The 12,897-nt window shown below is 45.5% G+C and carries 18 protein-coding genes; 2 read left to right on the top strand and 16 right to left on the bottom strand.

What is annotated here, in order from left to right:
* Positions 1–18 precede the first annotated feature (18 nt).
* From IQ294_RS07910 to IQ294_RS07835, 16 genes are all read right to left on the bottom strand, one after another.
* Positions 19–321, bottom strand: a complete 303-nt coding sequence (locus tag IQ294_RS07910) for a hypothetical protein (RefSeq protein WP_203333496.1) — start codon at positions 319–321, stop codon at positions 19–21.
* A 2-nt stretch (positions 322–323) separates the two neighbouring features.
* Positions 324–527 (bottom strand): helix-turn-helix transcriptional regulator, encoded by a 204-nt coding sequence (locus tag IQ294_RS07905; RefSeq protein ID WP_203333495.1) that lies wholly within the window; start codon positions 525–527, stop codon positions 324–326.
* A gap of 108 nt (positions 528–635) precedes the next feature.
* Positions 636–1,235 carry a DUF2812 domain-containing protein gene (locus tag IQ294_RS07900; RefSeq protein ID WP_203333494.1) on the bottom strand — a complete coding sequence of 200 codons (600 nt, stop codon included), beginning with the start codon at positions 1,233–1,235 and terminating at the stop codon, positions 636–638.
* Complete coding sequence (locus tag IQ294_RS07895) at positions 1,222–1,545, bottom strand: PadR family transcriptional regulator (protein WP_203333493.1); 324 nt, start codon at positions 1,543–1,545, stop codon at positions 1,222–1,224. Before IQ294_RS07895 ends, IQ294_RS07900 begins: the two co-directional genes overlap by 14 nt.
* Before the next feature lie 144 nt (positions 1,546–1,689).
* Positions 1,690–2,184: a GNAT family N-acetyltransferase gene (locus IQ294_RS07890; protein ID WP_203333492.1), complete on the bottom strand. Its 495-nt coding sequence runs from the start codon at positions 2,182–2,184 to the stop codon at positions 1,690–1,692.
* A gap of 79 nt (positions 2,185–2,263) precedes the next feature.
* Positions 2,264–3,103, bottom strand: a complete 840-nt coding sequence (locus IQ294_RS07885; protein WP_203333491.1) for an STAS domain-containing protein — start codon at positions 3,101–3,103, stop codon at positions 2,264–2,266.
* Positions 3,104–3,561: 458 nt separating this feature from the next.
* Positions 3,562–3,711 carry a hypothetical protein gene (locus IQ294_RS07880; protein WP_203333490.1) on the bottom strand — a complete coding sequence of 50 codons (150 nt, stop codon included), beginning with the start codon at positions 3,709–3,711 and terminating at the stop codon, positions 3,562–3,564.
* Between the two features lie 40 nt (positions 3,712–3,751).
* On the bottom strand, positions 3,752–4,105 hold the full coding sequence (locus tag IQ294_RS07875; protein WP_203333489.1) for a cupin domain-containing protein: 354 nt from the start codon (positions 4,103–4,105) through the stop codon (positions 3,752–3,754).
* Between the two features lie 39 nt (positions 4,106–4,144).
* Positions 4,145–4,819 carry a metallophosphoesterase family protein gene (locus IQ294_RS07870; RefSeq protein ID WP_203333488.1) on the bottom strand — a complete coding sequence of 225 codons (675 nt, stop codon included), beginning with the start codon at positions 4,817–4,819 and terminating at the stop codon, positions 4,145–4,147.
* Between the two features lie 41 nt (positions 4,820–4,860).
* The gene (locus IQ294_RS07865; protein WP_203333487.1) at positions 4,861–5,394 is read right to left on the bottom strand and encodes a GrpB family protein; all 534 of its coding nucleotides are present in this window, start codon (positions 5,392–5,394) and stop codon (positions 4,861–4,863) included.
* A gap of 550 nt (positions 5,395–5,944) precedes the next feature.
* Positions 5,945–6,421, bottom strand: a complete 477-nt coding sequence (locus IQ294_RS07860) for a GNAT family N-acetyltransferase (protein WP_203333486.1) — start codon at positions 6,419–6,421, stop codon at positions 5,945–5,947.
* A gap of 60 nt (positions 6,422–6,481) precedes the next feature.
* Positions 6,482–6,943: an NUDIX hydrolase gene (locus IQ294_RS07855; RefSeq protein ID WP_203333485.1), complete on the bottom strand. Its 462-nt coding sequence runs from the start codon at positions 6,941–6,943 to the stop codon at positions 6,482–6,484.
* 66 nt (positions 6,944–7,009) lie between these two features.
* Positions 7,010–8,251, bottom strand: coding sequence for an MFS transporter (locus IQ294_RS07850; protein ID WP_203333484.1), 1,242 nt, complete (start codon positions 8,249–8,251; stop codon positions 7,010–7,012).
* Between the two features lie 20 nt (positions 8,252–8,271).
* Positions 8,272–9,147, bottom strand: a complete 876-nt coding sequence (locus tag IQ294_RS07845; RefSeq protein WP_203333483.1) for a GNAT family N-acetyltransferase — start codon at positions 9,145–9,147, stop codon at positions 8,272–8,274.
* A gap of 34 nt (positions 9,148–9,181) precedes the next feature.
* The gene (locus IQ294_RS07840) at positions 9,182–9,838 is read right to left on the bottom strand and encodes a DUF5694 domain-containing protein (protein WP_203333482.1); all 657 of its coding nucleotides are present in this window, start codon (positions 9,836–9,838) and stop codon (positions 9,182–9,184) included.
* 140 nt (positions 9,839–9,978) lie between these two features.
* On the bottom strand, positions 9,979–10,698 hold the full coding sequence (locus tag IQ294_RS07835) for an alpha/beta hydrolase (RefSeq protein WP_203333481.1): 720 nt from the start codon (positions 10,696–10,698) through the stop codon (positions 9,979–9,981).
* A gap of 629 nt (positions 10,699–11,327) precedes the next feature.
* Between IQ294_RS07835 and IQ294_RS07830 the strand changes: the two genes are divergently transcribed.
* On the top strand, positions 11,328–11,654 hold the full coding sequence (locus IQ294_RS07830; protein WP_284699725.1) for an ArsR/SmtB family transcription factor: 327 nt from the start codon (positions 11,328–11,330) through the stop codon (positions 11,652–11,654).
* 28 nt (positions 11,655–11,682) lie between these two features.
* Entirely contained in the window at positions 11,683–12,615 is a 933-nt protein-coding gene (locus IQ294_RS07825; RefSeq protein WP_203333480.1) for a cation diffusion facilitator family transporter, read from the top strand.
* Positions 12,616–12,897: the final 282 nt, after the last annotated feature.

The following is a 12,897-nucleotide window of genomic DNA, read 5'->3' as shown; positions in this document are numbered from 1 at the left end:
CAGTAACGGATTTTTTCATTAAAATTTAAAACTGTAATAGAAAGTCGAACCCGCCCAGCCGATCATATGAATGATGAACAGCATGCCCAGCAATTGGACCGCAGCCAACTCGACGCCGAAAATCGTTATCGCGAATAAAATATACATGGCTGCCAGTGAAATTTTCCATGCACTCGCAAAAGAATTCGTCATGATATTCTCGTACCTTTCATCAAGCCCTCTGTTTTCTGCCGCTTTTTTCCTTCCCCACCAGTAAGCGAAAAGCCCAGCTGAAGCGCCCAGCACCAAACCTAGAATTGCCCATATTTGATTGATATCCATCCCTATTCACTCTCCTCTTCGAATATAAATACGTCTTCAATCGTGAGTCCAAATAATTTTGCTGTTTTGTACGCAAGTTCCAACGAAGGTTTGTAACGGCCGTTTTCAATCGAAATGATCGTCTGTCTTGAAACGCCCAGCTTCTCGGACAGCTGCTCCTGCGTCCAACCCGAAGAAGTTCTGAGTTCTTTAATGCGATGTTCCATTTCTCACCCTCCTTGTAAAGCTAGCTTTACGTAAAGTATACTTTACTACCCTTTCATTGTAAAGTCCCCTTTACAAAATAAAAAAAGAAACTTCGAGATGAAGTTTCTTTAGTCTGCCTTCTCTATTTTCTTGATTCGCGTCAGGTATTTTCCATACATGGTGTACAGCAACGCCAGACAGAGCAGGAAAAACCAGGGCGCACCAAATCTTGCGACGGCAAAAGGGGTTTCAAACAGAAAGGCGAACAGGAAGTCGAAGCCTTCTTTGTCCCATAGACCGGGTGTAAAATAGGCATCTTTCGGATTCCTGTACTGGGAGAAATTATTGAATGTGGTAATCGTCATTACAAAGAATACCACGCAGAGCGCACCGTAATATTCGAGCAGGCGGCGAAGATAAGCTTTCTGGGATGCATCATCTGAAAAAAGTTCGTCCATGCCATCCGCCGGTTTGAGCCAGTAATGCGTTTCTCTGCCTCCCAGGTGTGTCCAGCCATACTCTTCATAAAGTTCGATATATCGCTCTTTCGCCGCTTTCGATCTAAAGGTTTGATAATCGATCCGAATCACTTGATCCGTGGCCGTTGTTTTTTCAAAATGATAGATTCCAAGTGAGCTGACGCGTTTGCACAGCCAGCCTTGCTGGGCCATTTCGTTCAGCCAGTTTTCCTCTTTCTGAATATCCATGAACATCCTAAACTTCTTCATGATCTGTACCTCCCTCATGGAGTGAAAGAATATGCTGCAGCCTCGCTTGTTCTGCGTCCAAGATCTTCAAGCCTTCTTCCGTAATCCCATACACTTTTCTCCTGGGCTCATCCGTCGGCAACAGTTCAATCCAATGGTATTTCAACAGATTTTCGATGGCCCCGTATAACGTACCCGCGGCAATCCGGACTTCGCCGTTACTCATCCTCTCCACTTTTTGCATGATGGCGTAGCCGTGCAAAGGTTCACGCAGCGCCAATAAAATATAATGCATCGTTTCCGTCAGCGGCAGCAATTTATGTCGTTTCATCAAGTCATCCCCTATACAGTCGAACTATATAGTTACAGTATACACAGTCCAACTGTATAGTTCAACTGTATATAATCAAAAATTTGTGAAATAGAAAAACATCCGCCCAGGCGAATGTTTTGGAGACCGTTACATTATTCTCTTTTATATTTTTCTCAAATACCGCAACGACACCTGCTCTTCTCCAGTTATCGTCGTTTCGGATTTTTTGCCCTGGTAAACAAACCCTCTCGCTTCGTAAAAAGGGATGCCCCGCTGATTGTCTTCCTGCACAGAAACCCATTGTTCCGTTGCGCCTTGCTCTTTCTGCAGTTCGGTGAGCGCCTCCAGCAGCCTCCTGCCGATGCCTTGATAACGATAGTCTTCATCCATGTAGAGCACGAATACCTCTGCCACGTCCGGTCCTGTCATTCCCCCGCCAATCACTCCCGTTACGTCAGAGTCGACCACAGCAACATGCGTATAGAAGCCTGCTTCCAGATCTTCCCGAATCTTTTTGTGATCATACCAGAAAGCGATATTCTGCTCCTGATATTCTGCGCTTAACTTGCCTTCAACGGTCTGCTTCCAACCTTTTGAACAGATTTCCGAGATCGCAGGGATATGATGTTCAGCAGGTTTTATGATCCATACAGTCATCTTATTTCCCTCCTGTCGGGACTTATTGGATAGTGAAAAATCCGGAACTGTCGATTCCGGATTTGAGTTAGTGATGATATTAGCTGATTTTCGCTGCCTGTAAATCGATTGCCTGCGTCAATGTATTGAATACTTTGATATCCGAAAAGTCCAAACCAAGCTGGATGGCTGTCTGGGCGATATTCGGACTGATGCCTGACAGGGCCGTGCTGACCCCGATCAGCTTCAATCCTTTGATCAGCTGGAAAATCTGATGGGCTACCATCGTATCGATAATCGGTACCCCGGACAGATCAATAAAGAGTGTCTCGATTTTATTTCCTGCGCTTTGTTCCAATGTCTTTTCAAAAATGACCTGCGCTCTATGAGTAGTGATTTCCCCGATCAACGGCAGCAGCCCGACCGTTTCGCCAAGAAGGATGACCGGCGCACTCATTTCCGTGATCAATTCCTGCTGGGCAGTTAGCCGCTGTTCCGCAGCAAGTGTATTCTGGCGGCTGAATTCCAGCACGATGTCATTGATCGTATTAGTGACGGTATAGATAAGTTCGCCGAATTCAGCGAGCGAAATGGTGTCCTGACGTTCTGTGGCAAACTCTGTAATGAGTTCTATGTATTGTTTTTCAGTTGCAAAAAACTCTTCCAGAATGTCCGATAACGGCGTGTTCAAATGCCCTTCATCTTGTGCAATGAGATAAATCCAATCTTGGAATTCCTTCAGGTTCTCTTCGTCGCCATTATTGAAAATCGAGCAAAAACGCATATGAAATTCGTTGTTCTGCCTTTTCACCTGTTGAATAACTTCCGGATTTTTCGAACCATAGATCCCGCCTTTGGTTTTATCCAGATTTTCATACCATTGCTCGGTCAAGAAGGACGTTCTTTCGCTAAGATACTTGTATAACATCTCATTCTTCATCTCTGGGTTCTCCTTTTTCTCAACATTTTTCAATGCACCCCACTGTTGCACATTTTTCCTCTATTAAAAACATATAGTTCACTTCAAATAATAGCAACTATTTTACGGCTGGATTGTGTTTTCGGAAACGGGGAATCTGATGGTGCGAAACTCTCATTTAAGTCGACTGATTAACTAATGAATGAAAAAGGCTTCGCGGACGCGAAGCCTTCCTTAAGGGATTGGAGTTTTTCGCGACGGCGAAAAACCTCCGCTGCTGCTCTTGAACTGGGGATGGGGGACGTATTGGACGTATTTGGGGATGTGCCTTCTTTTATGGTGCCTGATTCTGTTTTGGGTGAAAATCGATTCGATTTGGCTCGTTTTGAAGGGATTTCGGTTAGGGACTCTGATATTTTTCGGCAAATCGGATTTTCAGGCTGAGAAATTACGAAAATGATGGTGGAAATGGGCTTATTTCATAGTGATTTTGGTTTTGTGATCGGCATACTGGGTTTTATGATCGGCATATGGACTTTTGTGATCGGCATAACGGTGTTTGTGATCGGCATGTGGACTTTTGTGATCGCTATAAGAGGTTTTGTGATCGGCATGCTTTTTTCGACCAAAATGCCGCCTCATTTCCCTTATCCAAAAGTGGCGCAGCCTTTATTTTTTCTGCATGAACGATGCCGGTTCCAACGCTTCACTTTCTATGACGATGGCAGTCATTCCGCTTTCCGACTTGGTTTCGTGCCATTCGCCTTTATTCCAAAACACGGCATCGCCGACTCCAACGTAAAAGTACTCATCCATTTCACCGCGGACGGATCCTTCACCGCTTACGACTAACAGAAGCTGCGGCGTTACCGCCTGGTGATACCCTACTACCCCGTTTTCTTCTAAATGTATGCAGCCGATATTCGCCGGTTTGTCCGTTTGAAGAATGCGGGACATAATAAAATCTGAATCGAACTTCGAAATTTTCTTGCCGCTGCTTTTATTGAATTTATAAAACTCCATACGTTACCTCTTTCTGACATGTGGATTTTGGTGGATGCTTCAACTTTTCTTCACCGAATAACTCTTCCGCCCCGGCAATTCCAGACAATTCAGCTGGCCATCGTAAGCCGCACCGCCGTCGATGCCGATGATGCTATTGTCGCCAAAAAAGATGTCGTGATTGTCTGTCCCCCGCAGCAGAAACGCCGGCGTATGGCCAAAAACGACCGTCTTGTCACCTTCATATGCCAGATAAAATTCCTCACGGATCCACATCAGCGTATACGGGTCCGTCTGCTCCACCGGCGTACCCGGCTGCACACCCGCATGCACGAAAATATAATCGTCTGTCTCATGGAAATAACCCGTTCCGCGAATAAATTCGACATGTGCCCAAAAAGATTGTGCCGCCGGAAACATCATATCGGCAATCGATGGATCGTAACTTTGCAAAGTGGGGATTCCTCCGTTTCTGGCCCATCTTTCCTTAGAGCCGGGTTCATCATTCACTGCAGCGAGCATCATATTATCGTGATTGCCCCGCAAAACGATGGCGCCCGTTTTTTTCAATTCGATGACCCGCTCCAGCACGCCTTTTGAATCCGGACCGCGGTCCACGTAATCTCCCAGTAAAATCAGCTGGTCTTCATTCGCGTCATATCCAGCCTCCAACAGCAATTCCTGAAAAAGTTCCAGCTCACCATGGATGTCGCTGATGACTAAAGTTCTTTTCATGTTAACCTCTCCCTTAATCAATACGGAATTCCCTTTTTTATTTAAGATGAAAATCTTTTTGACACGATGTCCCGCACGAATGCTTCTTTCGAATCCGTGTAAGCATTGATGCCTGTAGCAGAATTCTTCAAATACGCCAACTTGACCGCCAGATACTCCTTTCTGGCCACTTCCTCCGCATTCAGATAATCCCGGAAGAAAATCAGCTTTCCCCACAGCTCTTTCCGATATTCGACCAAATGGATGAAATGAGTTTTCTCCTGATACGTGTCGTCGGTAAATTTCGCCAGCACGATTTCGCCCGGCCGCTCGACCTTCAGACGCAGAAAACCCGCCTTTTGGAACGCCTGAAGCAATTCCTTATCCACTTGCCGCAAATCGTCCACCCCAACCATGAGATCCAGGATCGGCTTTGCACTCATCCCCTCGATCGCCGTGCTGCCAATGTGCTCAATGCGCTTTCCATCCAAACCGGTGTGATCTACGAGCTCCTCTTTCACCCGAATAAATTCTTCGTGCCACTCAGGCGTATATTCCACAATTTTCACTTCATCCTGCTTCAAGCCGAGCTTCATGAAGATCACCCTCCCCGTTATTCCTAAAATCTTTAGAGTTCTTTCAAAACTGGCTGAGCTCTCATCCAAAGAACTTTGAGATGAAAAAGGCTTCGCGGAGGCGAAGCCTTCCTTTAAAAGATTGGAGTTTTTCGCGTGGCGAAAAACGTCCGCTGTTGCTCTTGAACTTTGGGTGTAGCAGGTTCTGGGGATGATGGCCGTTCAGCGGGCATCAGAAAAACACATTTTATATCATTTTATTATTAAGTTGAGCACAAATTCTGTTTTGCGCACATAAACATGCCTTTCCCGCGCACAAATCCTGTTTTCCGCGCACAAGCAGTCCGTTTCCGCACATAAATTTTTCGAGTTGGGAACTTTTAACTTATTCACCTGAAATTCTAGAAATAACAGGAATATCCAAGTCTTATTCCAGCTCTATTCTTCATTCGTCAGCTCAACCCAGCTTCTCATTTTATGACTTTGTTCTGTATAGAAGATAATCTTCAAGATCTAAAAAAAACACTCGCTTTTTGTCTAGTTTACTCTTAATTCAGCTATCTTCATCCGATCATACCCGCAATTGATCCAGTCTCTTTACAAAATGACTCCGCTCCTCATCTTTCCAATCCACTTGGTAGCCCATTTTTGTATAAAAGCTGACAGCACTGTGCCACTCATTATTCGTTTCCAGCTTCAATGACCGATATCCTGCTTGTCGTGCTTTTTTCTCGAGCTGCTGCAGCATCAATTCCGCCAGTCCCTCCCGTCGATGGGATTTCTTCACCGACATCCGCTGAATCCTGCCAGCCGTTCCGCTTTCTCTCGTCAACGCACCTGTACACACGACTTCATTGCCAGCAAGGCCAATCAAAAACACAGCATCGCCCTGGGTGTAGTTTCGCATGATATCTTTCAGGTCCGGATTGAAGGAATGATCCAGGAATCCAAAGCGCTCTTCCAGTCCATCCAGGATCAATTGTCTGGCCACTTCTTCATATTGTGCGGTTATTGGTGTGATATGTAGGGATTGACGCAGATCTTTCATTTTCGTATTCCTCCTGATTGGCAGATGCTTAGAATCGTTTCCAATAAATGCAGCAAGTCACTACTTCACAACCGGCCCTTCCACACCATCCACCCAATCCAATATGAACCGCGCCTGATGAGGATTCAAATGTGGCAGGTCCGTTCGGGAAAAGAATCGATGCTCCCGGCTTTCCAGCGCATCCTGAATCAGCTCCCCTGAAAATTCGGTTGTGCGGAAAATGATCTGGACGCTGAATATCTTGTCGCCATTTTGATATTCCGCGAATCCTTCATTGCCTGAGTAGAGGCCGAAAAGACGCAGGTTTTCCGTTTTCAATCCGGTTTCCTCCAACGTTTCGCGCATAGCCGCTCCCATGAACGTTTCGCCCAGTTCCATCACACCTCCCGGAATTCCCCAGACGTCGTTGTCTTTCCTGTGCTGCAATAAAATCTGTCCATCCTTCTCCATAATAATCCCGCAGCCGACCGTCATCAGCGTCTGGTTGCCGATCAACCGGCGCATTTCCTGTATGTAATTCATAGGGTTCCTCCTGGTGAGTATGATTTAAATGTATTTCAATAAATTCATATGAAAAGAAGCTATTGGCTAAACCAACACTTCATTGTCCGCCTCTTCTTCTTGATAAAATACAGCTTTCTGAGGTTTCATTACAAAATAAGAGAAAACGACAGCCGCCAGCAGCATGATGATGGCGAGCGCGACAATCGTGATGCGGAGCGATAAGACATCCGCCAAGATCCCGATGCCCAGTATGAAAACCACCTGAACGGCGCTTTGGATCAGCTGAAAAATGCTAGTGACCCGCCCCATCAGCGCAACCTGTATATTGTTCTGATAAAACGTGGAAATTCCCGCATTCATAAATACGTTGAAAAAACCCAGAATCAGAAATCCGGCCGTAATGGACAGGAACGACCAGGAAAACGCATAGATCAGATAGCCGGCTGATGTCATCAGTACACCGAGCACAATCATCAGCCGCAATGAAAACTTAGAAGAAAAAATGGAAAGCAGGAGTCCGCCAGCCACCGAGCCGATGCCGGTGATGCTGATCAGCAGGCTGTAATCCACTTCAGACAACCCGATCACTTTCTGCGTAAAGACCACTTCCTGTGCATCCATGGCGAATGTAAAAATCATGACCCCGATAAAACTCAGGTAGATCAAAGCTATGTATTTATTGGCGGAAAGAAATTTTGTGACCACGGTAAAATCACTTTTCACTTGAGCCGCCGTCATCGCAGGTATTGCTTCCCGGTCGATCGTTTCTTTTTCCGGAAGTACTGTAAGCAGAAGCGCCGCGATCACAAAGAAAACCGCATTGATCCAAAGAGTGATGTGGATGGAACTAAGCAGGATCAGCGTACCGCCAATGGCCGGGCCGATGATGAAAGCTCCCGAAGCCGTAACTGAACGTATCGAGTTGAACCGTTTCCTCTTCGCTTTCGGGACGAGCATCGTCGTGTAGGTCACCGAGGAAGGACCGAAAAAGGATTTGGCCACACTCAGGAAAATCAGAATTATGTAAATGCCGGCAATACTGGGGGCAAACGGGATCAAAGCGATAAATCCTGCCCGCATCAGGTAAGTCGCGATAATCACGCCTTTTTTGCTTCGGTAATCGATAAAACTGCCCGTCCAGAACTTCGTGAAGATATTGACGATCGGCCCAATGATCCATAGTCCGGCCACCGCTGCGGCGGAACCCGTCATTTGGTAAACGATGATATTGATGGCGACCAGATAGATGAAATCGCCGATTCCTGCGATTCCGAGTGAAGCCAGCAGCAGCACAGGGTCTTTCCAGTCTTTCAGCTTGTTATTCATGCGGAATCCGCCCCCAATTCTTACATCGTCACTTCATAACTGTCCAAAACATATTTTTCTTTGAATCCGACAGATTTGTATAAATTGATGGCCGCTGTATTTTCACACGATACGCATATGGTCACTTCTCCGATACTTGGATAGGAGAAGAGCTTCTTCACTGCATCTTTTAATAACCTTTTTCCTATTCCCTGGCCCCGGACGCCTTCGGATACAGCAATGTATTCGATATTCCCTTCATTGTGTTCGGGATTTGCTTCTATATAAACATAGCCTTTGATGTTAGCTTCATCTTCTTTTATTATCAATAAATCATTATGGCTGTTGACTCTGCTTAAAATGGTGCCTGAATTGAAATATGTTTTGGGAAATGCCATATCATGTAAACGAGCGAAAGAATCGTGGCAGGCTTCCCCCATTTTTTCGGAAGCGTCGATGGCGTCCTGAGTGAAGGTGTTTCTCGTTATGTGAAGTACCGCATCCGCTCCGCAGTATTCGGCATTGTTTTGTATGGCAAATTTTTTGGCGAATTCATTGTCTTTATTAATGAAAAAAGAACAGGATTTAATCTCTTCAGGGAGGTTGAGAAGGACTTTTTCCCATAATGCCTGTGCGGTATCCGTTTCCCCGCCCGTAACGAACGGCCCCCAGACATCAGCGGCCCCATTGCCCAGGTCAATATCCAGCCCCATTGCTCCAATTATTTGAGACTTGTCCCATGCAACTGCAAATGAGTCCTCTATTTTCAAATCGGAGAAGTCATTCATCAACGAATCGTATATCTCCCCACTCTGTTCCCCGCAAAAACCGATGTGGCTGCTGTTGTCGGCGTTCATCTTTTCGAGATACACGGAGAGTTCCTTTACTTCTTTTGGTGAAACAAATTTAATATCCATCTAAATCGCCTCTTCTTTTTCTGAGCCACTGGATTCAGCTCAGATATTCATGTGCAACTTCCACTTCCACCAGGTTGCTTTCCTTCAAGAATTGCCCCAATAAATGCAGATGTCCTGCGCCATATAGAACAAAAATCCGTTCTTCGTCCGATTCGATAAGCTTGATGAGGTTTTTATAAATGAGCAGATTCCGGTAATACCAATATTTCGCGGTCCACAATGCGCCTGCCGGGTGCTCATCCCCGCCCGCCAAAGCCATTTTCATGTAAATTTCATGGCCTTTGGCAACCTGCTCCGGCGCGTTCAGCCAAAGCAGCAATTCCCTATAGGTATGTTCTTTGAAAAACGCCTCCATGTCAGAAGTGATTTCCTGTCCGATCTGCATGGCTGCATCGTAATATTTGCCATTTTCCGCTGTGCTCAAATCGGACATTTCCGGTACATCCTCCTCGTCTTCATTCCAATCCACTGCATGGACTGCCGGGAGACTGCAGTCCTTCGCCAGTCGGTATCCTATCTGTTCGATTTCATTGACGCCCAATATGTATTGTCCACTCAAAAAGTCCTGATATCCCTCGTTTAATGCGCCTTGAAGCCCTTCCACCGCTTCCAGAGCGATTTTCGTCGGCCTGAAATCCTTAAGGAGGCCGATCACTTCCTCGATTTCTATCTGTCGCGTTTCCGATAGCATATCGTCTTTTTCAGGTCGGAATAAATCCCCGTTATCGTGTGCGGAAAAATGGTGGGTTCCCAGCAGTAGAATAGTTGGTTTGATGATGATGACCTCCTTGAATATTAAAGTTGTGTCTTTATCAACAAAAATTGATACTTTTAAAGTGCAAATCGCTTTTCCAGCCACCGGATCAAATCGCTGGTCATGTCCTCAGATATTGCATGATCAACATTTTCATACTTCAGAAAAGTGACGTCCCTCTCTGATGATCCTTCACGCAAATAAGCATAATAATCTTCCTGCCCCTTGATGGAAACGATGGAATCCCGCTCCCCGTGCATCAGCAATACAGGAGCTATCGGTTTGTCTTTATGCCTTGGATCATAAGCGTTTAATCTATGTATTTCTTCAATCGATAAAACCGGACGGCCATCTTGCTCCCTGAAAATTTCTTCCGACAACTGAAATGATCCGGAACCGTTAATGCTAATCAAACCGGCAAACTCTTGAGATCCGGCATAGATTCCGCTCGAGATGAAGCCGCCCATGGAGACTCCCAGAAGGAGAGTATCTTTTTTGGAAATTGCTAATTCATCAAGGAGAAAGTCAACTTCATCAATTGTTGAAAAAATCGTCTTCCAAAAATATTCCTGTGTGATTTCTTTGCTGAAATGATTTTCCAGTCTGCCTCGGCTATCATGGAAAAGCAGTTCCGGAACTACTGCCTTGAATCCGCATAAAGACAGAGATCTTGCAAAATCCACATAATTCTTCACACTTGATCCCCAGCCATGAAAAATAATTATGGTTTTGCCTGTGTTTTTCACTTTTGGCATAGATATCAGACAGGCAGGTTTCAGCTGCTCACTTTTACTCATCCAAATCTGCGCCCCTTACTTAATTTCGCTACTCAAACATTTTACCAAAAATTTGAAAAATTATAAATAGCCCGTGTATGATGCAGAGCTTTTAAAAAAGAACTTTGTTATGAAAAAGGCTTCGCGGATGCGAAGCCTTCCTTTAAGGGATTGGAGTTTTTCGCCCCGGCGAAAAACGTCCGCTGTTGTTCTTGGATTATGGATGAGGTGGTTTTTAAATCGAGAGTGGAACCCGGATTACCGGCGCATATTATTGATAGCAGTGACGTGTAATTAGTACTGCGCACATATTTTTCTATCTGCGCACATAAATCTCATTTTCCGCACACAAACTTGATTCTGCGCACATAAAGTCTGTTCACCGCACATAAATCCTATTCTCCGCACATAAGTGGGACGCTTCGACGTATAAAATCCCCTCACTGGATAAAAGCATTTCTTTTTCGATGATCCTATATTGATGAAAACCTTCTTTTTGGCTCGCCTCATCCAGTTTTTATTAAGATAGAATCTCTCCTTCAACATTGGGGGCTCCTCCTTTCCTAATCATTGGATTTATTCGAGTAAAAGCCATATAATCGATATATGAACATATAGTCATATATAACGGATGATCGGAGGTGCCCTGCATGATGAAACAAGATGAAACTTTTACGGCAAGCGAACATCCTTTGGATGAAGAAACGCTTTTCATCGTGTCCCAGACGTTTAAAGCATTGAGCGATCCGACACGGATCCGGATTTTGAATCTGCTTTGTGTCGCTGAGCATTCCGTCAACGAGCTGGCGGAGAAACTGGATCTCGGCCAGTCCACGGTGTCGCATCAACTGCGGTTTTTGAAGCAATTGCGGCTGGTGAAATTCAGAAGGGCCGGAACGACTCTCTACTATTCAAAAGATGATGAACATGTCATCAACTTGTTGAATCAGGCGATCGAGCACGCGGCTCATCCTTAAAATTCCTGAAAGGAAAGGAGGAACCGAGATGGCGCATGACCACAGCCATGGTCATACCCATGGAGCGAATAAGAAAGTGCTTCTCATTTCATTCATCATCATCACCAGTTACATGATCATCGAAGCGGTCGGCGGTTTTCTGACGAACAGTCTGGCGCTGCTGGCGGATGCCGGCCATATGCTGAGCGATTCCATTTCCCTTGCGATCGCCCTGATTGCGTTCATGCTGGCCGAAAAGGCAGCAAACCACAGGAAAACATACGGGTATAAACGCTTTGAAATTCTTGCAGCGACGATCAACGGCGTGACGCTGATCGGTGTAGCGCTCTATATTTTCTATGAAGCGGTCGGCCGGTTCGCAAATCCGCCCGAAGTCGCTGCGACCGGCATGCTCATCATCAGCGTCTTCGGACTACTGGTCAATATGCTTGTCGCCTGGATCATGATGCGCGGCGGCGATACAAAAGAAAATTTGAATATGCGCGGCGCTTATTTGCACGTGCTGAGCGATCTGCTGGGGTCAGTCGGTGCCATTTCGGCCGCGCTGCTCATCATTTTCTTCGGCTGGGGATGGGCTGATCCGGCAGCGAGTGTCATCGTTGCGGCGCTAGTTCTGCGGAGCGGCTATTATGTAACAAAATCTTCGCTCCATGTACTGATGGAAGGCACCCCGCAGAATATAAAAATAGAAGATATTCTTGAGACAATCAAAAAAACCGAAGGCGTCCGCAGCGTCCATGATTTGCATGTCTGGTCCATCACGAGCGGCATGAACGCGCTATCCTGCCACGTGGTGGTCGGCAATCAGCTGACTTTGGCTGAAAGCGAAAAGATGGTTCATGCTATCGAACATAATCTTAAGCATCAAGACATCAATCATGTGACCATCCAAATGGAAACCGATGCGCATGAACATGAGGATTCCATTCTTTGTATGAATAAGTATGCACATCACCATTAAATTCTTGAACGTGATTCAGCTCAATGAATATTCAGGCCTCAAAAAAGAGGAGCTGTCCAATTTTAAATTGAGCAGCTCCTCTTTTCGTTTGTCTGGAAACCAATTGCGTTGAAAAAATCGATTTTACACTGGAATTCGTTCTTAAGTGTCCAACTTTTTAAGAAAATAAGAGATTACAGCCGAGAAACAGCTGTAATCCGACGATTAAAAGAGGCCGATTTATGTCGTCGGGATTCTATGAGCAGTTTTTGGTGTTCTATGAGCACTCATTTGATTCTATGA

This window comes from Planococcus beigongshangi (assembly GCF_016820495.1).
Lineage (GTDB): Bacteria > Bacillota > Bacilli > Bacillales_A > Planococcaceae > Planococcus > Planococcus beigongshangi.
Note: the sequence above shows the minus strand (reverse complement) of the source record. Positions and strands in the feature narration are given on the sequence as shown.

What these genes read in the sequence shown, in the direction of transcription:
- IQ294_RS07910 (WP_203333496.1), bottom strand. Translation starts at nt 321, where the DNA reads ATGGATATCAATCAAATATGGGCAATTCTAGGTTTGGTGCTGGGCGCT.
- IQ294_RS07905 (WP_203333495.1), bottom strand. Translation starts at nt 527, where the DNA reads ATGGAACATCGCATTAAAGAACTCAGAACTTCTTCGGGTTGGACGCAG.
- IQ294_RS07900 (WP_203333494.1), bottom strand. Translation starts at nt 1,235, where the DNA reads ATGAAGAAGTTTAGGATGTTCATGGATATTCAGAAAGAGGAAAACTGG.
- IQ294_RS07895 (WP_203333493.1), bottom strand. Translation starts at nt 1,545, where the DNA reads ATGAAACGACATAAATTGCTGCCGCTGACGGAAACGATGCATTATATT.
- IQ294_RS07890 (WP_203333492.1), bottom strand. Translation starts at nt 2,184, where the DNA reads ATGACTGTATGGATCATAAAACCTGCTGAACATCATATCCCTGCGATC.
- IQ294_RS07885 (WP_203333491.1), bottom strand. Translation starts at nt 3,103, where the DNA reads ATGAAGAATGAGATGTTATACAAGTATCTTAGCGAAAGAACGTCCTTC.
- IQ294_RS07875 (WP_203333489.1), bottom strand. Translation starts at nt 4,105, where the DNA reads ATGGAGTTTTATAAATTCAATAAAAGCAGCGGCAAGAAAATTTCGAAG.
- IQ294_RS07870 (WP_203333488.1), bottom strand. Translation starts at nt 4,819, where the DNA reads ATGAAAAGAACTTTAGTCATCAGCGACATCCATGGTGAGCTGGAACTT.
- IQ294_RS07865 (WP_203333487.1), bottom strand. Translation starts at nt 5,394, where the DNA reads ATGAAGCTCGGCTTGAAGCAGGATGAAGTGAAAATTGTGGAATATACG.
- IQ294_RS07860 (WP_203333486.1), bottom strand. Translation starts at nt 6,421, where the DNA reads ATGAAAGATCTGCGTCAATCCCTACATATCACACCAATAACCGCACAA.
- IQ294_RS07855 (WP_203333485.1), bottom strand. Translation starts at nt 6,943, where the DNA reads ATGAATTACATACAGGAAATGCGCCGGTTGATCGGCAACCAGACGCTG.
- IQ294_RS07850 (WP_203333484.1), bottom strand. Translation starts at nt 8,251, where the DNA reads ATGAATAACAAGCTGAAAGACTGGAAAGACCCTGTGCTGCTGCTGGCT.
- IQ294_RS07845 (WP_203333483.1), bottom strand. Translation starts at nt 9,147, where the DNA reads ATGGATATTAAATTTGTTTCACCAAAAGAAGTAAAGGAACTCTCCGTG.
- IQ294_RS07840 (WP_203333482.1), bottom strand. Translation starts at nt 9,838, where the DNA reads ATGCTATCGGAAACGCGACAGATAGAAATCGAGGAAGTGATCGGCCTC.
- IQ294_RS07835 (WP_203333481.1), bottom strand. Translation starts at nt 10,698, where the DNA reads ATGAGTAAAAGTGAGCAGCTGAAACCTGCCTGTCTGATATCTATGCCA.
- IQ294_RS07830 (WP_284699725.1), top strand. Translation starts at nt 11,328, where the DNA reads ATGATGAAACAAGATGAAACTTTTACGGCAAGCGAACATCCTTTGGAT.
- IQ294_RS07825 (WP_203333480.1), top strand. Translation starts at nt 11,683, where the DNA reads ATGGCGCATGACCACAGCCATGGTCATACCCATGGAGCGAATAAGAAA.